The organism is Micromonospora sp. DT43 (assembly GCF_049841645.1).
Lineage (GTDB): Bacteria > Actinomycetota > Actinomycetes > Mycobacteriales > Micromonosporaceae > Micromonospora.
Genome location: NZ_JBNCKR010000008.1, coordinates 260309 through 280882, shown reverse-complemented (window position 1 = coordinate 280882; position 20574 = coordinate 260309). Strand labels below are relative to the sequence as shown.

Annotated in this window: 13 protein-coding genes and 1 pseudogene; 2 read left to right on the top strand and 12 right to left on the bottom strand. The window is 70.0% G+C overall.

Annotation, left to right across the window (positions count from 1 at the left end; genetic code table 11):
- Positions 1–85: 85 nt before the first annotated feature.
- Positions 86–1015, top strand: coding sequence for a family 43 glycosylhydrolase (locus ACLQ26_RS21030; RefSeq protein ID WP_425746050.1), 930 nt, complete (start codon positions 86–88; stop codon positions 1013–1015).
- A gap of 115 nt (positions 1016–1130) precedes the next feature.
- On the opposite strand, the gene ACLQ26_RS21025 is transcribed toward ACLQ26_RS21030, so the two are convergent.
- The 8 genes and pseudogenes from ACLQ26_RS21025 to ACLQ26_RS20990 all read right to left on the bottom strand — a co-directional run bounded on the left by ACLQ26_RS21025 (position 1131) and on the right by ACLQ26_RS20990 (position 12774).
- Positions 1131–2795: a glycoside hydrolase family 27 protein gene (locus ACLQ26_RS21025; RefSeq protein WP_425746049.1), complete on the bottom strand. Its 1665-nt coding sequence runs from the start codon at positions 2793–2795 to the stop codon at positions 1131–1133.
- 296 nt (positions 2796–3091) lie between these two features.
- Positions 3092–4462: pseudogene (locus tag ACLQ26_RS21020) on the bottom strand (RICIN domain-containing protein); the annotation flags it as partial.
- A gap of 172 nt (positions 4463–4634) precedes the next feature.
- The gene (locus ACLQ26_RS21015) at positions 4635–7037 is read right to left on the bottom strand and encodes an RICIN domain-containing protein (RefSeq protein WP_425746048.1); all 2403 of its coding nucleotides are present in this window, start codon (positions 7035–7037) and stop codon (positions 4635–4637) included.
- 99 nt (positions 7038–7136) lie between these two features.
- A complete protein-coding gene (locus ACLQ26_RS21010; protein WP_425746047.1) occupies positions 7137–7988 on the bottom strand; it encodes a sugar phosphate isomerase/epimerase family protein in 852 nt (283 codons plus the stop codon).
- 7 nt (positions 7989–7995) lie between these two features.
- Entirely contained in the window at positions 7996–9180 is a 1185-nt protein-coding gene (locus tag ACLQ26_RS21005) for a substrate-binding domain-containing protein (protein ID WP_363687167.1), read from the bottom strand.
- Between the two features lie 10 nt (positions 9181–9190).
- On the bottom strand, positions 9191–10168 hold the full coding sequence (locus ACLQ26_RS21000; protein WP_393298376.1) for an ABC transporter permease: 978 nt from the start codon (positions 10166–10168) through the stop codon (positions 9191–9193).
- A 1-nt stretch (position 10169) separates the two neighbouring features.
- Positions 10170–11144 carry an ABC transporter permease gene (locus ACLQ26_RS20995; protein ID WP_425746046.1) on the bottom strand — a complete coding sequence of 325 codons (975 nt, stop codon included), beginning with the start codon at positions 11142–11144 and terminating at the stop codon, positions 10170–10172.
- 118 nt (positions 11145–11262) lie between these two features.
- The gene (locus ACLQ26_RS20990; protein WP_425746045.1) at positions 11263–12774 is read right to left on the bottom strand and encodes a sugar ABC transporter ATP-binding protein; all 1512 of its coding nucleotides are present in this window, start codon (positions 12772–12774) and stop codon (positions 11263–11265) included.
- Between the two features lie 524 nt (positions 12775–13298).
- Here ACLQ26_RS20990 and ACLQ26_RS20985 point away from each other — a divergent pair.
- Positions 13299–16850: a ThuA domain-containing protein gene (locus tag ACLQ26_RS20985; RefSeq protein WP_425746044.1), complete on the top strand. Its 3552-nt coding sequence runs from the start codon at positions 13299–13301 to the stop codon at positions 16848–16850.
- Between the two features lie 85 nt (positions 16851–16935).
- Here ACLQ26_RS20985 and ACLQ26_RS20980 read toward each other — a convergent pair whose 3' ends face one another.
- From ACLQ26_RS20980 to ACLQ26_RS20965, 4 genes are read right to left on the bottom strand one after another with little or no spacing between them, the layout of a single operon-like run.
- Complete coding sequence (locus tag ACLQ26_RS20980) at positions 16936–17910, bottom strand: aldo/keto reductase (protein WP_425746043.1); 975 nt, start codon at positions 17908–17910, stop codon at positions 16936–16938.
- Complete coding sequence (locus ACLQ26_RS20975) at positions 17907–18785, bottom strand: amidohydrolase family protein (protein WP_425746042.1); 879 nt, start codon at positions 18783–18785, stop codon at positions 17907–17909. Before ACLQ26_RS20975 ends, ACLQ26_RS20980 begins: the two co-directional genes overlap by 4 nt.
- Positions 18782–19543 carry an SDR family NAD(P)-dependent oxidoreductase gene (locus tag ACLQ26_RS20970; protein WP_425746041.1) on the bottom strand — a complete coding sequence of 254 codons (762 nt, stop codon included), beginning with the start codon at positions 19541–19543 and terminating at the stop codon, positions 18782–18784. Before ACLQ26_RS20970 ends, ACLQ26_RS20975 begins: the two co-directional genes overlap by 4 nt.
- Positions 19540–20568 (bottom strand): zinc-dependent alcohol dehydrogenase, encoded by a 1029-nt coding sequence (locus tag ACLQ26_RS20965; protein WP_425746040.1) that lies wholly within the window; start codon positions 20566–20568, stop codon positions 19540–19542. Before ACLQ26_RS20965 ends, ACLQ26_RS20970 begins: the two co-directional genes overlap by 4 nt.
- Positions 20569–20574: the final 6 nt, after the last annotated feature.

Below are 20574 nucleotides of genomic sequence, written 5' to 3'. Positions count from 1 at the left end.
GACCTCTTCAGTTATCGATCATCGCCACGCCGTGACCTCACCAGGCCCACGCCCACTTACGAAACACGGGCTAGTCGACCACTGGGTGTGGGACAGCTGGTACGCGCGGGACGACACCGGCCTCTGGCACGTGTTCTTCCTGCGCGCCTCCCGCGCCCTGCACGACCCGCACCGCCGCCACCGCCGCGCCTCGATCGGCCACGCCGTGTCGACGGACCTGCGCGCGTGGCAACTGGTCGCCGATGCCGTGGTCCCCGCCGACGCGCCGGCCTGGGACGACCTGGCGACCTGGACCGGGTGCACGGTGCGCGGCCCGGACGGGCAGTGGTACCTGTACTACACCGGAGTCTCCCGCGTCGAGGACGGGCTCGTCCAACGGATCGGTCTGGCCGTCTCCGACGACCTGACCACCTGGCACCGACACGGTTCCGAGCCGGTCGTGCAGGCCGACCCGACGTGGTACGAGCTGCTCGACACCGATCTGTGGTACGAGCAGGCGTGGCGTGATCCCTGGGTCTTCCCCGACCCGGACGGCGACGGCTGGCACATGCTCATCACGGCACGCGCCGGCACGGGTGCGGCGGCCACGCGGGGCGTCGTCGGTCACGCCACCTCCCCCGACCTGCTCACCTGGACCGTCCGGCCGCCGCTGTCGACGCCGGCGGGGTTCGGTCATCTGGAGGTCCCCCAGGTCGCGGTCGTCGACGGGCAGCCCCTGCTGCTGTTCTCCGCCGACACGACCGCCAGCGCCCGGCGCGACGACCACCGGATCTGGGTGGCGACCGGGCCGAGCGTCCGCGGCCCGTGGGACATCGGGGCCGCCCGGCCGGTCACCCACCCGCACCTGTACGCGCCCCGGCTGGTCCCCGGACCGACCGGCGACTGGTCTCTCATCGGCTTCCTCGACCACGTCGACGGGACGTTCGTCGGTGAACTCACCGATCCCATCCCGGTGCGCTACCACGCGTCGACCGGGCTGACCGTCGACGCGACGGCGGCGGTCGCCGCGACCTGACGCGCGGACGGTTCTGCGAACCCGGTCGTCGGCGCGGCGGGCATTGATCCCACCCGACGACACAGGTCCGGGCCGGGACGACGTCGCCCCGGCCCGGACCGGTCCGGTACTGCCGCTAGCGCTGGGTCCAGCGCTGGTTGTTGGCCCCGGTGCAGGACCAGAGGAGCACCGTGGTGCCGTTTGCGGTCCCGTTGTTGTTGACGTCGAGGCAGAGGCCGGACTGCGCCCCGCTGATCGTGCCGTTCGAGTTGAGGGTCCACCGCTGGTTGGCCCCGCCGTTGCAGTCCCAGATCTGGACCTTGGTGCCGGCCGTGGCGTTGGTCGGCGCGTCCAGGCACTTGCCGAGCGACTGGAGGGTCTGCCCGTTGGCCGTCCAGCGTTGGTTGGCGGCCCCGTTGCAGTCCCAGATCACCGGCTGGGTGCCGTTGGTGGTGTTGCTCGCCGGGATGTCCAGGCAGCGGTTCGACGCCACGCTGGCGAGCGCGAAGGACGTGCTCGGGGGCGGGGTGGTGGTGGGCGGCGGGGTGGTGTTGCCGCCGCCGCTGACCCGGTACACCACCGTGCCGTGCGCCGGGACGCTGGCCGAGATGGTGCCGGTGCTGGTGGTGGTGGCGTTGCTCCATGCCTCCACCAGGGTGAAGGAGCTGCCGGACTTGCCGACGGCGGCGGCCGTGGTGGAGATCGTCGTCGTGGAGCCGCCCTGGTTGAACAGGGCGACGGCGACGTCACCGTTGGCCAGCCGCTTGGCGAGCACGCGGCGGGTGCCGTCGAACGAGACCTGGCTGCCCTGCAACCCGAGGGTGTCCTGGTTGATGGCGATCAGGTTGGCGTTCTTGAGGATGGTCTGCGTCGCGGAGTTCATGTTGCGCACGTCGTTGCCGGCGATCAGCGGCGACGCCATGATCGCCCACATGGCGAAGTGGCTGCGCATCTCGGTGTCGTTCATGCCGCCCCGGCCGACCTCCATCATGTCCGGGTCGGTGAACGAACCCGGTCGCGCGTAGGGCGCCAGGGGGACGGTGACGTTGATGATGTTCTGGATGCCCATCGGGTAGCCGTTGGTCTGCCCGGTGTCCCACGCGTTGGTGATGTCCTCGGTGGTCCGCCAGATGTTCGCCACGTCGCCCCAGTTGCGCTGCGGGCCGGTCTTGGCGTGGATGCTGTTGGGGTTGATGCTGTAGAGGATCGGCCGGCCGGTCGCAGCCAGCGCGTCACGCATCTTGGCGAACGTGGTGACCTGATCGTTGATGCTGCCGTTCGGCGAGCACCAGTCGTACTTGAGGTAGTCGACGCCCCAGGCGGCGAACTGCCGGGCGTCCTGCGCCTCGTGGCCCTGGCTGCCGGTCGCGCCGGGGTAGCTGTTGAAGTACTGGGCGCAGGTCTTGTCGACAGGCACCTGGTAGAGGCCGAACTTCAGCCCGCGGGCGTGCAGGTAGTCGCCGAGCGCCTTCATCCCGCTGGGAAAGCGGGTCGGGTCGCCCTGGAGGTTGCCGGAGCTGTCGCGGTTCGGGTTGAACCAGCAGTCGTCGACCACGACGTACTGGTAGCCCAGATCGCGCATGCCGTTGCTGACCATCGCGTCGGCCGTCTGCCGGATCAGCCCCTCGTTGATGTTGCACCCGAAGGAGTTCCAACTGTTCCAGCCCATGGGGGGCGTCCGGGCGACGCCGTTCTCCAGTGCCTGTGCCCCCGGGGCGCGCAGGCCCACGAGGGCGGCAGCCACGAGCAGTCCGGCCGCCGCTGCCCGCCCCCAGTGCCAGGCTCGGACGTTTCGCTTCATACGGGAGCATCCCTTCGTGATGCCGTCCACCAGGGACAGCGGCCCGGATGAGGCGGGCGCCATGATGTCTACGAGCCCACTGTTAGCGTTAACAGCCGACGCCGGTCATATTACGGAGCCGTTACGTTGAATTCAACTACTTCCATGTCTTGCCGTACGGCTCCCCTACGACCACAGGGGCGGCACCCGGTCGCGTGACCGGACACCGCCCCTGCCGGCGAGCCGTCAACCGGCCACCGCGCGTCGACGCTCAGGCATCGACGCGACGGTGTCGCAGTCGACGAGCGGGATCGCTAGAACTGCGAGAAGAACCGCCACACCTCACCCTTGGTCCAGGTCGTGATGCCGCTCTCGGCGTACGTGCCGTCCACCGGCCCCGGCATGTGGCCGTTGTCGAACGCCGCCCACTGCACCGGATATCCGGCTCGGCAGCCGGAGTAGGCGGTGGTGATGTGGGTGCGGCTGCCCGAGGCCGGCTCCCGCGGGCTCTGCGCGGTGCAGCCGTTGTTGCGCACGAACGTGTCCCGCAACGACCGCCCCGAGGAGATGTTGAGCACCGAGTCGGTGATGCCGTGCAGACCGAAGTACGCGATGGGCTGGGTGCCGCCGCTGCACCCGCTGAGCTGGGCGCCGCTGAAGACCGCCACCGCCCGGAACACATTCGCCCGCGCACACGCCAGCGCGTAGCTCATGCCCCCGCCGTAGCTGAAGCCGAGCGCGAACCGCTGCGCCGTGTTGACGCAGAGGCTGCCCTCGATCAACCGGATCATGTCGTCGACGAAGGTGATGTCCTCGCCACCGGAGTTGGCCCAGCCGTTGCCGAGACCCTGCGGCGCGACGAGGATCGCCGTGTTGTTCGACTGCTCCTGCTGCCCGTAGTAGGACCACGGCGTTCCGCTCGTGCCACCCGAGTTGACCTCGGCCGCGGTGCCGCCCCGCCAGTGGAACGCGAAGATCAGCCGGTAGCGGGTGCCGTTGTTGTAGTTGGCGGGAACCCGCAGGATGAAGCTGCGGCTCTTGCCGTTGCTCTGGATCGTGTGGGTGCCGCTGGCCAGCGTGGGGCTCTTGCCGCATCCTCCACCGGTGCCGGTGTCACCCGACACCTTGGCCAGTTGCCACTGCTGGTTGGCACCGCCCGTGTCGGCGTACTGGACGACGTTGGCGCCGTCGGCGGTCGAGGCGCCCTGGACCTCCACGGCCTTGCCGCTCTGCCGACCGATCAGCCGCACGTTGCCGGCGTCGGAGTCGGCCAGCCGGAACTGCTGGTTGGAGGCGTTGTTGTCGGTCCACTGCACGATCGCCGCCCCGTCGGCGGTCGACGCGCCGGTGACGTCGAGGACCTTCCCGGAGAGCCGCGACTTCAACCGGTAGAAGCCGCCGCCGGAATCCACGAACTGCCACTGCTGGTTGGTGCCGTTGTTGCGCGTCCACTGGGAGATCCGCGCGCCGTCGTTGGTGGCCTGGCCGTACACGTCCAACGCCTTGCCGCTGTTGCGGTTGACCAGGACGTACCAGGCGTTGGTGTCCACCGTCGCCGCGGCCGCGGGCGTCGCGTTCACCGCGACGAGGGTGCCGGCGGCGAGCACTGTGGCCGCCGCGGCGGCCAGTCCCGACCGCCAGCGACGCCGCAGTGGGGCGGCGGATTGAACCGCACCGTTGGATTCCATGAACTCACTCCCTTGCTGGGGTACACCCGCGGGGACGGGGGGTGACCTGTTCGGGTTAGCGTTAACACAGCCGCTGGTCGATGACCGGCGGCAATGGGTGGGCCCCGGCCAGTCCGCGGCCCGCCGCCGGGACGCCCCGGCCGGGGTGCGGCCGGCCGGGGCGAACCAGTTGTCAGCTGCGCAACTGCCACTGCTGGTTGGTGCCGCCGCTGCAGGCCCAGAGGATGAGCTTGGTGCCGTTCGCCGTCGCGGCGCCGTTGGCGTCCAGGCAGAGGCCCGACTGCACGCCGGTGATCGTGCCGTTGGAGTTGACGTTCCACTGCTGGTTGGTGCCGCCGTTGCAGTCCCAGATCACGACCTTCGTGCCGTTGACCGTGCCCTGGCCGGAGGCGTCCAGGCACTTGCTGCCGTAGACCATCAGCTGCCGGCTCGCGGTCTGGGTCCACCGCTGGTTGGCGGCGCCACTGATGCAGTCCCAGAGCTGGGCCTGCGTGCCGTTTGTGGTGCTGGAGTTGCCGATCTCGGCGCAGCGACCCGACTGGACGCCGACGAGCTGCGCGCCCTGCGGGTTGGGGTCGGGGTTGCCGCCGCTCTGCACGCCTGCGGAGTTGATTACCGTCTGCGCGCCGGACGGCCAGTTGCCGTTCGAGACCGTGGTGTTGCTGTTGACCACGTTGCCGCGGTCGCCGTTCGTCACGTTCGTGCTGCCGTTTGTCGACCAGTTGTTGGTGACAGTGAAGTTGCCCATGTTCTCGGCGTAGAAGTAGTTGGCGGTGGCCCAGGTGCCGGTGGACGAGAACACGTTGTTGCGGGCGGTGTAGTAGCGCGAGCCCTCGTCGAAGTAGAGGCCGAACCAGCCGTTGGTCCGCAGGCAGTAGTTCTGGGTGATGGACCCGCCGGGGTTCGCCGACAGCGTGTAGATGCACCCGCCGTCGGTCATCTGCTGCATGACGTCGTGGACGTAGTTGCCGACGACCTGGTTGTTGGCGGCGGTGGTCGCCGTCGAGTAGCGGGGCTGGTAGTTGTACAGGCCACGGTTCGCGTAGTGCTGGCTACCGCCCGCGTCGTTGGCACCCCAGCCGTAGCCGACCGACATGCCGGTGTACGGCATGTTGTACACCTCGTTGTGCGAGACCAGCGAGGTGTTCACGTAGGTGGTCAGGATCGAGACCACGCCGCGGTACTCCAGGCCGAGATCGTGCACCCGGTTGTTGCTGATCGTGACGTTCCGGTTGACCATCCGCTGGTCGCTGGGGTGGTGGGCGTCGGCGCGCACGCCACCGACCACGACGCCGCCGGCCGAGTTACGGGCGATCTCGGAGCGGGTGACAGTGATGTTGTTGACCCCGAGGCCGACACCGCTGGCGTGGGCGTTGGCGTCGTTGCCGATACCGATGGCCGTCTGCCCCAGATTGACGAACTGGGAGTCGCTGAAGGCGATGGTGTTGGCGGCGGAGACCTGCACGGCGGCCGGCATCTGGGCCCAGCTCGGGCGGGTCGCCTCGAACAGCGGGCAGCCCTCCTGGCAGGAGGTCAACGCGTCGGACGGACGGGCCCAGGTGCCGACGATGTGGGCACCGGTCTGCTGGTCGGCGAAACCGTTGCTGCCGCTCGGGCCGAGCCAGCTGGTGCCGGTGAAGGTGATCCCGCTGAACGAGATGTGGTGCGCCGGCGCGTCCAAGGTGCCGCCGACGTTGACCAGGGACTGCAGCTGCGGCAGCTCCACGCTCACGGAGCTCATGTTCTGCCCGGAGAGGGGGATGTAGTTGAGCTGGCCGCTGCCGGGGTTGAGGTACCACTCTCCCGGGGAGTCGAGGAACTCGTACGCGTTGGCCAGGTAGAACGGTCCGGCCCGGTGCGGGCGGGACAGGGTGTCGAAGCCGAACGTGTTGTTGTTCCAGGCCGGCTGCTGCATGGTCAGGAAGTTGCCGCTGATGCTCTGCACCGGCGAGTACCTGTCGGTGAACGAGCCGACGCTCTCCACCTCGACCCGGTTCTGGTTGCCGACGTTGTTGAGGTAGCTCAGCGCGCTGTTGCTGAACCGCATGCCCGACGTGGTGAAGGTGAAGTCGGACCGGTTCACGGCCGTGCGCGCCCGGGTGGCGATGGCGCCGTTGACGTAGAGCTGACGGCTGTCGAGCCCGGCCGGGACGCTGGCCCGCCAGATGTTCTTGCCGGAGTCGACGAGGGACCAGCCGGTGACCGCCCGGGCGCCGCTGATCGTCGGGCGGGCCGAGGCCGCGGCCCGCCAGATCACCTGGTAGCCGTTGTTACCGGAGTCGGCGGCGGTCAGCCGGAACGGCGCCGCGAGCCGGTACACGCCGTCGGCCAGCTCCACCACGATGTCGCCGGACATGGTGCTGTTGAGCGACCGCACGGCAGTCTGCGCGGCGGTCAACGAGCACGGCTGGGCGGACGTACAGGTGGTGCCGGTGCCGGTGGGGGAGGCGTAGAGGGTGGTGGTCGCCGCGAGGGCCGGGGACGCCGAGGCGGTCACGGCGACCAGAGCGGTCACCGCCGCCGCGGCGCCGCCGGCCAAAAGCCTGCGGGCTGCGGGAAGGAAGCGAACGGACACGGGACGGTCTCCTGACACTGTGGGGGTGGTGGTGGGGGACGCCTCAACGAGGCGGGCTTGGTGGAGGGGCGTTAGCGCTAACACCACTGTCGAGCCGGGTCATGCGACGACCTTCCGCAGATGGTGCAGGCCGTCGAGGGCGAGGCGGTCCTGCGTGGGCGCCAGGGGACGCCAGATCGACGCCGCGGTCGCGATGGTCTCGTTGTCGGCCGTGAACGACTCGATGCAGACCGCACCCCGGTAACCAGTGCCCCGCAGGGCGGTGAAGAAGCGGGGCCAGTCGAAGTGATCCGTGCCCGGGGCGCCACGGTCGGTGCCGCTGACCTGGACGTGCTTGATGTGCGGGCCGGCCAGCGCGAGGGCGGCGTAGGGATCGGCCTCCTCGATGTTCATGTGATACGTGTCGATCATGATGCCGACGTTCGCGGGTAGGCCGTCGATCAGATCGATGGTCTGCTCGATGGTGTTGACCACGCTCGTCTCGTAGCGGTTCAACGCCTCGACACCGATGCTCACGCCGCACTCCCCGGCCCGCTCGGCCACCGGCGTCAGGGCCCGCCGAAAGTCGGTGTAACACGCCGCACGCGCCGCCGGCGACATCCGCCAGGTGCGGCCGACCGCGGCGTACACCGGGCCGCCGACACACGGCGCGCCCACGGCCGCCGCGCTCGCCACACACCCCATGAGGTACGCGACTGTCGACTCGACGACGGCCGGCGGAGCGTCCACCAGATCCCGGCCGGGCGGGGTGACCGCGCAGACACCGGCCGCGACGAGGCCGTGCGCGGCCAGCAGGTCCCGGGTGCGTGCCGGGTCCCAGTCGCCGGGCTGCTCGATCGGCAGCTCGACCGCGTCGAAGCCGAACGAGGCGATCCGCGGGATCAGCTCGGCGAGGGCCTCGTCGTCGACCGGCGAGGCCCACACCCAGGGGTTGACGCCGATGACGTACACCGCGAACCTACTTCCAGCGCTGCGGGTAGCCGGGCAGGTCGGTGCAGCCGCACATCGCGTAGTGCAGCGGCGGCATGCTCGCGTCGAGGTACTGGTCCAGGTTGTCCTGGGTGATCGTCGGCTGCGGCAGCTTCCACGGGTTGGACACCTGGGCACCGTCGAGAATGCTCAGCGCGGCGATGATCGGCGTCCGCCACTGGTACGTCGGGTAGGTAGGCGCGATGGCGGTGAGCTTCTTGTCCTTCCACAGCTTCAGGAAGTCGAGCTGGTCCTCGCCGTTCATCGGCGGGACCGGCTTGCCGGCGTCCTGGAACGCCTCGACCGCCGCCACGGCGACCGCTCCGGCGTCCATCCAGACTCCGTCGATCGTGCCGTACCGCTGGATGTAGTCGTTCACGATCTTCTTGGTCTTGGCGGGGTCGCCGTCGGTGAACTCGACCCCGACGACGTCGACCTTCGCCTTGTCCAGGGCGATCTTCGCAGCCGACCAGCGGGTCTCCAGCACGTCGACGCCGGGCAGGATGCGCAGGGCCAGCAGCTTTCCGCCGGGCTTCATCTTCTGGCTGACGAACTCAGCGCCCACGTGGCCGAAGCCGTAGCCGCCCACCGGGTTGATGAAGGTAACCGGGCAGGTGGTGTTGACCCCCCGGTCGAAGACGACCACCGGAAGGCCCGCCTGGCAGGCGGCCTCGACCGCCGGGGTGAGCGTGGCGGTGGTGTTCGGCGAGACGATGAGGGCGTCGCACTTCTTGCCGAGCAGGTCGTTGATGTCGGCGATCTGCTTCTGGTCCTTGCCCTCGGCGTCGACGTGCACGAACTCGCTGATCCGGCTCTTCTGCGCCTCGACCTCGGCCTGCATCGTCTTGAACCCGACCTGCCGCCAGGGGTTGTTCAGCGCCGCGTTGGAGAAGCAGATCTTGTGCTTGCCGGACTTCTTGAACTTCGCGGTGTCCACCATCTTCGGGTTGAGCACCTGCTCCCACGGCTTGTCGGCCGGGCCCGTCGGGGCGGCGTCGAGCAGCGCCAGCTCGTTGTCGTAGTCGGCCTGCACGAAGAACTTGGACTGCTCCCCGGTGCCCGATCCGGCCTGCGCGGAGGCGCTGCCGGAGGGGGAAGCGGTCGGCTCGTCGGTGGCGCAGCCGGCGAGCACCAGGACACTCACCGCGGCGAGGGCGGTCATGGATCGTCTCATCGAATCACCTTTATCGGGAGGAGGAGGAACGCAGGGACGAGACCGCCACGGCGAGCAGGATGATCACGCCCTGGACGGTGGATCTGAGGGCGCCGGAGACGCCTGTGAAGTTCATCAGCGCGAAGAGCGTCTCGAGGGACAGGGCGCCGAGCATCGCCCCGACGACCGAGCCGCGACCACCGCCGAGGGCGACCCCACCGAGCACGACCGCGGTGATCGCCCCGAACTCCAGGCCGACACCGGCCTGGAACGACACGCCGCTGTACCCGCCCAGGAGGATCGCCGCTACCGCCGCCGCGAGACCGCTGAGCATGAACGCGATCGTCTTGGTACGCGCGACCCGTACGCCGCTCAGCTCGGCGGTGCGCGGATTGTCACCGACGGCGACAAGCGTGCGGCCGAAGTCGGAGCGCGTCAGCACGACGGCGATCGCGGCGACGACGACCAGAACGAGCAGCGCGTACGGGATCCGGCCCAGCAGCGGCACGTCCTCGATGGCCCGCCGACCGAAGCGGCGGAACTCCTCGGAGAGCCCGCCCTTCGGAGCGCCGTCGGACCACAGGTACACGGCGCCGACGAGGATCAGGAACATGCCGAGAGTGGTGATGAAGGACGGCACCCGCAGCAGCGTGGTGACCAGGCCGTTTACCAATCCGACGAGCGCACCACCGGCGAGCAGCAGCACGACCACCGGCCAGGTGCGTGACGGGTCGCTGTCGATGAGCCGCGCGGCGACGACAACCTGTGCCGTGACCAGGGAGCCGACGGAGAGGTCGAACTCCCCGCAGACGATCACGAAGTACTGACCTGCCGCGAGCAGGATGATCGGTGCGGAGCGTCCGAGGAACGACATCAGCGACGGTGGCGCGAGGAAGTCGGGCTGGACGAACGCGACGAGGATCAGCAGAACCGCCAGGAGCGCCACGATCGGCGCGATCCCGTCGGTGCGGATCCGCAGCGGCAGCGGACGACGTTCGGCGACCCGCATGTCAGGACCCCGCCTTTCGCATGGCCCGTCGGGCGTAGACGGCGACCGCGGCGATGATGATCACGCCGCGGATCACCTGCTTGAAGAACGCGTCCACCTCGAGCTGGTTGAAGACCGCGTCGATGCTGGCGAGCAGCAGGACGCCGCCGACCGTGCCGAGGACTCCCCCGCGCCCGCCGGCGAGAGCGGTGCCGCCGAGGACCACCGCGGCGATCGACTCCAGGTCGTAGAGCCCCTCGGTGCCCACCCGTGGGGCGCCGGAGCCGAGTCGACTGGCCAGGTAGACACCGGCCAGGCCGGCGCAGAGGGAACACAGCATGTGAGCCGTGATGAGGACCCGGTCGTTACGGACGCCGGAGAGCCGGGCGACCTCCGGATCGCCGCCGACGGCGACCAGATGATGGCCGAAGCGGGTCCGCGACAGGGCGAACCAGGCCGCCGCGGTCACCGCGAGCAGCAGCAGGAAGGACACCGGGAGCGGACCGATCCGCTGGTAGCCGAGAATCCGCACGAGAGCCGGAGCGCTCTCGCCGGCCGGGCCGTCGTAGCCGTTGTCGAGGTAGCCCTTGAGCAGCAGCCCGACGCCGAGGGTCGCGATGAACGCGTTGATCCGCAGCTTGGTGACAAGAAACCCGTTGAGCAGCCCGACGGCCGCGCTGACCGCGAGCGCCAGCCCGATCGCCGGGAGCACCGCGCCGTCGCTGCCGTTCATCGCCTCTGCCGCCACGAGGGTGCTCAGGCTGATCACGAACGCCACCGACAGGTCGAGCGAACCGCCGAGGATGACCAGGGTCTGCCCGACGGCGACGAGCCCGAGGCCGGCGGCGACGTGCAGCAGGCTCACCGTCGTCGACTGGTTGAAGAGCTGGCCTCCGTCGAGCAGAACGACCAGCCAGCCGATGACGAGAGTGAGGGCCAGGGCCACGAACACACCCGGTACGGCGCGTTTGGCTGGCCGAAGCGACAGGGCGGTCACGCTGAACCCTCTTTCGTTCGCGACTGCGGGGCTCGCAAAACCGGCTCACTCCTCACGCTCACCGCGCCACCTTCCGTTCGCGACTGCGGGGCTCGCAAAACCGGCTCACTCCTCGCGCTCACGCGGCGGCCTCCCGGACGGCGCCGACGGCGAGGGCGACGACGTCCTCCTCGGTCGCGCCGGCCGGCAGCTCGCCCGCGATCCGGCCGTCACGCAGAACGACGATCCGATCGCTCATGCCGAGCAGCTCCGGCAACTCCGACGAGATCATCAGTACGGCAGCCCCGTCGCTGGCGAGGCGGCGGACGAGATCGTGGATGGCCGACTTCGCGCCCACGTCGATGCCCCGGGTCGGCTCGTCGAAGAGCAGGATCCGTGGTGTCAGCGCGAGCCACCGGGCCAGGACGACCTTCTGCTGGTTGCCGCCGGAGAGGAAGCGGATCTCCTGGTCGTCGCCGGCGGCGCGGACCTCCACGGCATCGAGCAGTTCACGCACCCGCGCGGTGCGGGCGGCGCGACCGGACCGCGCCGCGAACACCGCCCGGCTGGCGAGCAGCGCGTTGTCCAGCACCGACTGCCGGGCCACGATGCCCTCACCCTTGCGGTCCTCGGTGACGTACGCGATGCCGGCCCGCATCGCGGCGCGCGGCGAGCGCAGCCGCACCGGTTCGCCGTCGACCTCGACGTCGCCGGTCGTGAACGGGGCCACCCCGAAGAGCGCACGGGCCAGCGCCGACCGGCCGGAACCCTGCAGGCCGCCGACGCCGAGCACCTCGCCGGCGCGCAACTCGAGATCCACCGCGCGCAGTTTCCGGTTGCCCCCGCCCCGGACGGTGAGGCGCACCGGTCCACGGTCGTCGGGGCCCGCCCGGTCGGGGTAGTAGCTGGAGAGCTCGCGGCCGACCATGTGCCGCACCAGCTCGTCCGAGGTGGTCTGCGCGGTGTCCACGGTGGTCACCCGGCGTCCGTCCTTGAGGACGGTGATCCGGCTGGACAGGTCGAAGACCTCCGTGAGCCGGTGCGAGACGTAGAGCAGGCCGATGCCGCGTTCCTGTAGCCGGCGTACCAGCCCGTAGAGCAGCTCGACCTCCTGGTCCGCCAGCGCGGCGGTCGGCTCGTCCATGATGAGCAGCCGCGCGTCCAGGGCGAGCGCCTTGGCAATCTCGACGACCTGTTGCTGGGCGACGCCGAGCCGCCCCACCCGGGAGTCGGCCGGCAGCGCGGTCTCCCCGATCGAGGCCAGCAGGCGTCGGGTGCGCTCCAGCATCTCGCGACGGTCGACCAGCCCGCGCCGGACCGGCTCGTGGCCCAGGTAGACGTTCTCCGCGACGGTGCGCTCGGGCAGCAGGTTGAACTCCTGGTGGATGATGCCGACGCCGGCTCGCTGCGCGTCGCGGGGGCCGTGGAACGCGCGGGGTTGACCTGCGAACTCGACGGTGCCCTCGTCCGGGGTGTACGCACCCGAAACGATCTTCATGAGGGTCGACTTCCCGGCGCCGTTCTCACCGACGACGGCGTGCACCTCGCCCGGGGCCACATCGAGGTCGACATCGCCGAGGACGCGCACGCCCAGAAAGGATTTGCCGATGCCCCGCAGGGCCAGCAGCGGTGCCGGTTGTGGATCTGCCATCCCGATAGCCCTTACACATAGTAGTCATCGACAAGATCCGTACACCGGCCGGTAGGCCGTCGAACGCACTGAGCGACGCACTTTCGCAGGTCCCTGCAGAACTTGCGTTTTTATGGTGCAAACATTTCCTTGACATCGAGGAAACATCACACGTATGAAGATAGATGTTTGGATCCGGCTCCGCAATCCTCGATCTGCGGCGACTGCCAGGCCCGGCACTCGATCGGCTCGGGTGGCGGCTTGGTCGAGTGGAGCCCGGTCACCCCTACTGGGGAGTAACATCAGGCGCTCGACCGTTACATTGACACCGATTGATGGATAGCTCATCCTGACCTCGCAGACCATGGACGAACACACAGCCCACGTCACGCTGCGTGACGTCCTGCGGGGCTGACTGCCGTTTCGGCGGACGGCATGACGACCGCGACCAGCACACCCGCGGCCCCCGCGCGTCCAGGCACAACCTGGCGCGTGTCGGACCCGTGCTCGCAAACGGAGTTGCCCGCCCAGACCTAGGAGACGGCATGCGTCGCCCCACCATGATCGTAGGAATAATCGCCGGCCTGTTACTGGCCCTCGGCCTGGCCCCACCGGCGTCCGCCGCACCGGCCTTCCGTGCCCTGCTGTTCACCAAGACCGTCGGCTACCGGCACGACTCGATCCCGGCCGGAATCTCGATGGTGCAGCAGCAGGCGGCCGCTAACAACTTCGAGGTGGTGGCGACCGAGGACGCGAGCGTCTTCACGCCCGCCAACCTCGCCACCTTCGACGTCATCATCATGCTCCAGACCTCCGGCATGGTCTGGACCTCGGCCGCCCAACGCCAGGCCGTGGAGGGCTACCTCGCCAGCGGCAAGGGCATCGTCGGCATTCACAACGCCCTGGACATGGGCATCGAGGGTGAGTACCCCTGGTGGGACCAGACCCTCAACGGCGGCGCCCACATGCCCGAGCACTCCCCCGGCGTGCTGCCCGGCACCGCCATCGTCGCCGACAAGCAGCACCCGTCGACGACAGGTCTGCCGGACCGCTGGAACCGCAGCGAGGAGTGGTACAACTTCGACTCCAACCCGCGCGGCAACGTGCACGTCCTGGTGACCGCCGACGAGCGCACGTACAACCCGGGCTCGCGGGCGATGGGCCCGGACCACCCGATCTCGTGGTGCCGTAACGCCGGCGGCGGCCGGGTGTGGGCCACCGCGATGGGCCACGCGAGCGAGTCGTACAGCGAGACGAACTTCCGCAACCACGTCCTCGGTGGCATCAAGTGGGCCGCCGGCAACCAGCCCGGCGACTGTGGCGGGACCGTCTGGAGTAACTTCGAGAAGCGCACCCTGGACGACAACACCGCCGACCCGATGGCGCTGGCCGTGCTGCCCGACGGCCGCGTGCTCTACGTCCAGCGCGGCGGACAGATCAAGATCTTCAAGCCGAGCACGAACAGCACCGTCACCGCCGCCACGTTGAGCGTCTACACCGGCGGTGAGGACGGCCTCACCGGCGTCGCGATAGACCCGGCGTTCGCCAGCAACGGGTACGTGTACGTCTACCACTCGCCGGCGAGCAGCACTACCGACGTCAACCGGGTCTCCCGCTACACGCTCACCGGGGACACCCTGAACCTGTCCACCGAGGCCCGGATCATCGACATCCCGGCGTACCGTGACCGGACCTTCGCCGAGCCCGGCCACACCGGCGGCTACATCGAGTTCGGTCCGGACGGCAACCTCTACATCGGCACCGGCGACGACACCCCGCCCAACCTCGACCCCAACTGGCAGGGCTACGCCCCGCTGGACTGGCGGTCGGGCAAGGCCAACCTGGACGCCGCCCGATCGGCCGGCAACACCAACGACCTGCGCGGCAAGCTGCTGCGCATCAAGCCGTCGGCCACCGGTGGCTACACCATCCCGACGGGCAACCTCTACCCCCAGGGCACCGCGCAGACCCGACCCGAGGTCTACGCCATGGGCTTCCGCAACCCGTTCCGCTTCTCGATCGACGCGGCCACCGGCTGGGTCTACCTCGCCGACTACGGCCCCGACCGCAACCCGCCGACGACCAACCGCGGTCCCGAGGGGCTCGTCGAGCTCAACGTGATCAAGGCGGCCGGCAACTACGGCTGGCCGTTCTGCCACGGCAACAACCAGCCGTACGCGCCGTTCAACCCGGACACCGGCGTCGTCGGGGCGAAGTTCAACTGCAACGCCCCGGTCAACAACTCGCCCAACAACACCGGTCTGGTCAACCTCAAGCCGATCGTCTCGCCCAACATCTGGTACGGCTACCCCGCGTCGACGACCTTCCCGGAGCTGGGCTCCGGCGGGTCGGCGCCGATGGGTGGGCCGGTCTACCGCTACAACGCGGCGAACCCGTCGGCGACGAAGTTCCCGGCCTACTACGACGGCGTGCACTTCTTCTACGAGTGGTCGCGCAACTACATCAAGGAGACGCACTTCGACTCGTCGACGGCTGTCACCCGGACCAACTCGTTCCTGCCCGGTGGCAACTTCAACAAGCCGATGGACATGGAGTTCGGCCCGGACGGCTCGCTCTACCTGCTGGAGTGGGGCTCCAACTTCGGCGGCGGCAACAACGACTCCGGGCTCTACCGCATCGACTACATCCAGGGTGGACGCTCACCGATCGCGAAGGCCGTCGGCACGCCCACCAGCGGCAGTTCCCCGCTGACCGTCCAGTTCAGCAGCGCCGGCACGGCGGACCCGGACGCCGGCAACACCCTCAGCTACCAGTGGACCTTCGGTGACGGCGGTACGTCCACGGCAGCCAACCCGGCGCACACCTACACCACCAACGGCAACTACACGGCGCAGCTGAAGGTCACCGACAACACCGGCAGGACCGGCTTCGCCAACGTGCAGATCACCGTCGGCAACACCGCCCCGGTCGTCACCATCAACGTGCCGCCCAACGGCGGCATGCTGAACTTCGGCGACAAGGTCTCGTACACGGTCAGTGTCTCCGACCCCGGCGGCGCGGCCATCGACTGCTCGAAGGTGCTCGTCAACCCGGCTCTCGGCCACGACGACCACGCGCACGAGACCACTGAGTACCCGGGCTGCTCGGGCACCATCTCCACCGACCTGCTCGGCGGACACCCCGAAGGCGCGAACCTGTACTACGTGCTCAACGCCCGCTACACCGACGACGGTGGCTCGGGCGGGGCGGCGCCGCTGACCGGCTACGCGACGGCGATCCTGCAGCCCAAGCACAAGCAGGCCGAGTACTTCAGCAGCCAGTCCGGCGTCCGGGTCGTCGACCAGGCCGCCGCGGAGAGCGGCAAGCGCGTCGGTGACATCTCCAACAACGACTGGGTGGCGTTCAACCCGATGAGCCTGTCGGGCATCAGCAACGTCAGCTACCGGCTGTCGTCGCCGAGCGGTGGAGGTTCCATCGAGCTGCGGGCCGACTCGCCGACCGGCACCCTGCTGGCCACCACGACGGTGCCCAGCACCGGCGGCTGGGACAACTACCAGTCCACGTCCCCGGTTTCCGTGGCGGCCCTGTCCGGGACGCACACGCTCTACATGGTGTTCAAGGGCTCCACGTCCAACTGGTTCGACCTCGACGCGTTCACCTTCGGTGGCAACGGCGTGGGGGTCCCCAGCACCGGCGGTGGCGGGATCGCCGGCCGGACCTGGACCGTCGCGGCGCAGCACAGCGGCAAGCTGATCGACGTCAGCGGCAACTCCACCGCCGACGGCGCCCAGGTCGTGCAGTGGGCGGCCACCGGCGGCAACAACCAGAAGTGGCAGGCGGTGGATGCCGGCAACGGCGCCGTCTACCTCAAGGCGGTGCACAGCGGCAAGTGCCTCGACGTCGTCGGCGGCTCCACCGCACAGGGCGCCTTCCTGCAACACAGCACCTGCACCAACTCCAACCAGCAGAAGTTCACCGTGACGGCGACCGGCACCACAGGTGTCTACACGGTCAAGAGCGCGCTCAGCGGGCTCTGCCTCGATGTCAACGGCGCCTCGACCGCCGACGGGGCCCGGCTGCTGCAGTGGGGCTGCCACAGCGCCACCAACCAGCAGTGGCGGTTCACCGCGGTCTAGCGATCAGGCCGTAGCTCCGAAAGGGCGCCGGCCACCCGATCCAAGAGGATCGGGTGGCCGGCGCACCGCGTTCACCTGCGTGTCGTCAACCGCCGAGCAGCCCGGCGTCGCGCAGCGCCGCCCAGAGCTGGTCCGGCACCTCCGCGTCCGACCGGCGCAGGGTCTCGGTCACCTGGGCGGCGTCGCGCAGGCCGACCACTGTCGAGACCACTGTCGGATGCCGACGGACGAACGCCAGCGCCGCCTGCGGCAGCGTGACGCCGTACGCCGCACAGATCGCCGCGATCCGTCGGGCCCGCTCGATCAGCTCCGGTGGCGCCTGCTCATAGTTGTAGACCGCGTCGGCCGGCGGTTGGTCACGCGCCAGCAGGCCCGAGTTGTAGACCCCGGCGATCACCACGCCGACCCCACGGGCCTGCGCGGCGGGCAACAGGTCGTCGAGCGCGCCCTGTTCGAGAAGGGTGTAGCGGCCGGCGCACATGACCACGTCGATGTCGGTCTCCTCGACGAACCGGGCCAGCATCGCCGACTGGTTCATGCCGGCCCCGATCGCGCCGATGACGCCCTGGTCGCGCAGCTCCACCAGCGCGGGTACCGCCTCGGTCGCCGCCTGCTCCCAGTGCTCGTCCGGGTCGTGCAGGTACACCACGTCCACGCGGTCCAGGCCGGTGCGTTCCAGGCTGGCCTCCAACGACCGGCGTACGCCGTCGCGGCTGAAGTCCCAGACCCGCCGGTGGTCGGCCGGCACGTCGAAGCCCTCCGAGTCACGCTCACCCGCGGTCTCCGGCGAGGGTACGAGCAACCGCCCGACCTTCGTCGACACCACGTACTCGTCGCGGGGCCGGGACCGCAGCGCGGCGCCCAACCGCCGTTCGGACAGGCCGAGGCCGTAGTGCGGCGCGGTGTCGAAGTACCGGATGCCGGCGTCCCAGGCGGTGTCGACGGCCCCGGCGAACTCCTCACCCGACGTCGCCCGGTACAGGCTGCCGCCCTGCGCGGCGCCGAAGCCCAGCGCGGTGAGGCGGACCTCCGGCCGGCGGTGCAGCGCCCGGCCCATCATGACGCCTCCAGCCGGTACGCCCGGTGGGCGGTTTCCCGCCAGATCGCCGCCTGCTCCGCGTCGCCGAGTGACTCCACCAGGTCGGCGAGCACCCTGACCCACCGGGTGTAGGAGCTGGCGAGCAGGCACACCGGCCAGTCCGAGCCGAACATGAGCCGGTCCGGGCCGAACACGGCGAGCGCGTGGTCGACGGCGGGCCGCAGGTCGTCGGCCGTCCAGGACGGCCCGTCCACCTCGGTCACCAGACCGGAGAGCTTCGCGGTGACGTTCGGTTCGGCGGCGAGCGACCGCAGGTGGGCCGGCCAGTCGCCGAGGCCCCCCGCGCCGAGCGCCGGCTTGCCGAGGTGGTCCAGGACGAACGACACCTCGGGCAGGTCGCGGACGAGCCGGGTGGCCGCCGGCAGTTGGTGGTCGCGGACCAGCAGGTCGTAGGCGAGGCCGGCCGCGCCGACCGCCGCGATGCCCCGCCGGACGTCGCGACGGTCGAGGTACGCCGGGTCGGCTTCGGACTGGACGAGGTGGCGGATGCTGACCAACCGCTCCCCGCCACGTGCCGCGCGGAGCCGGTCGATGCGCTCGTCGATGTCGTCGGCGGTGAGGTTCACCCAGCCGACGACCCCGCTGATGAGCGGGTCGTCGGCCGCGATGCCCAGCAGGTGCTCCGTCTCCGCCACGGAGGCGATGGACTGCACGACGACGGTCTCGGTGACCCCGGCGGCCCGTGCCGCCGGGGCGAGATCCGCCGGGGTGAAGTCGTTGTCGATCGCCGCCATCGTGTCCGGGTCGATCCAGGGTTGCGGGTGCCGCGCACGGACCCAGAGGTGGTGGTGCGCGTCGACGATGCCGGGGCGCCCGGCCGGCGAGGTCTGCGTCATCGGCCCAACCAGCCGCCGTCGACGGGTAGGACGGTGCCGTGCACGTAGTCCGAGGCCGCGGCGGCCAGGAACACGGTGGCGCCGGCCAGGTCGTCGGCGCGTCCCCACCGGCCGGCCGGGATCCGGCCCAGGATCGCGTCGTTGCGCGCGGCGTCGTCACGCAGCGCCTGCGTGTTGTCGGTGGCGATGTAGCCGGGCGCGATCGCGTTGACGTTCACCCCTCGGCCCGCCCACTCGTTGGACAGGGCCTTGGTCAGCCCGGCGAGGCCGGACTTCGCCGCGGTGTAGCTCGCGACGTTGATGCCGCCCTGGAAGCTCAGCAGCGAGGCGGTGAAAATGATCTTGCCGCGACCGCGGTCGACCATCTTCCGGCCGATCTCCCGGCTCAACACGAACTGGCTGGACAGGTTCACCTGCAACACCCGGTCCCACATCTCGTCCGGGTGCTCGGCGGCCGGCGCCCGGGCGATAGTGCCACCGTTGTTCACGAGGATGTCCACCGGCGCCACCGCCTCGGCCTCCTCGGCCAGCCGGTACACCGCGGCCCGGTCGCCCAGGTCCGTCCGGAAACCGGTGAACCGGCGACCGGCCGCCTCGACCCTCCGCTGCACCTCACTGCCCTCGGGCTCCAACTGCGCCGACACCCCGATGATGTCCGCGCCGGCCAGCGCCAGGGCCTCGGCCATCCCCAGGCCGATCCCCCGCCGGGCGCCGGTCACCAGCGCGGTACGTCCCGTCAGGTCGAACAGGGCGCTCATCGGCCCTCCTCCCGCCAGTCGAGCAGCACCTTCATGACGCCGCCGCCACCCTCCAGAGCCGTGAACGCGTCGGTGACGCCCTCCACGGAAAGCACTCGGGAGATCAGTTCCTGGGTCGGAATGACGCCCGCGGCGACCAGCCGGATCGCCTCCTCCACGTCCTCGCGCTGGTACAGCCGCGCGCCCAGCAACTCCAACTCCCGCCAGAAGAACCGGTGCAGGTTCACCGGACGCGGCTGCGGGTGGATCGCCACCATGACCAGCCGACCCCGGGTGGTCAGCACGTCCACGGCCGTGCCGACCCCGGCGGCGGAACCGGACACCTCGAACGCGACGTCCGCGCCCGCGCCCCCGGTCCGCTCGTTGACGAGCGCGACCACATCTGTCGGCCCCGGGTCCACGGCCTCGATCCCGACCCCCGACGCGACCCCGCGCCGGAAACCGTCCGGTTCGACGAGCAGGACCTCCGCCCCCCGTGCTCGGGCGACGGCGGCGATGAGGACCCCCACCGGGCCGCCGCCGACGACGACCACGTGCTCTCCGGAGGCCACCTTCGCCCGGCCGACGTCGTGCACCGCGACCGCGACCGGCTCGACGAGCGCCGCCTGGTCCAACGGCAGGTCGTCGGGGAGCGGGAGCACCAACTCGGCCGGCACGGTCCACGACGACTGCATCGCGCCGGGCGAGTCGATGCCGAGGAAGTTCATGGCGTGGCAGATGTGCGAGTTGCCACGGCGGCACGCCGGGCACTGGCCGCAGGCTCGGGTCGGCATCACGGTGACGGGCTGCCCGACGGTCAGGCCGCTGACGCCGTCGCCAAGCGCGGCGACCCGGCCGGACATCTCGTGCCCGATCACCGCCGACGCACCCACCCGCGCGTCCATGTCGCCGTGGAAGATGTGCAGGTCCGTGCCGCAGATCCCGGTGTACGCCACCGCGATCCGCACCTGGCCGGGGCCCGGCGGTTCGGGGGCACGGTCCTCGATCCCGAGATCACGCGCACCCCGGTAGACAACTGCCTTCACTGCTGC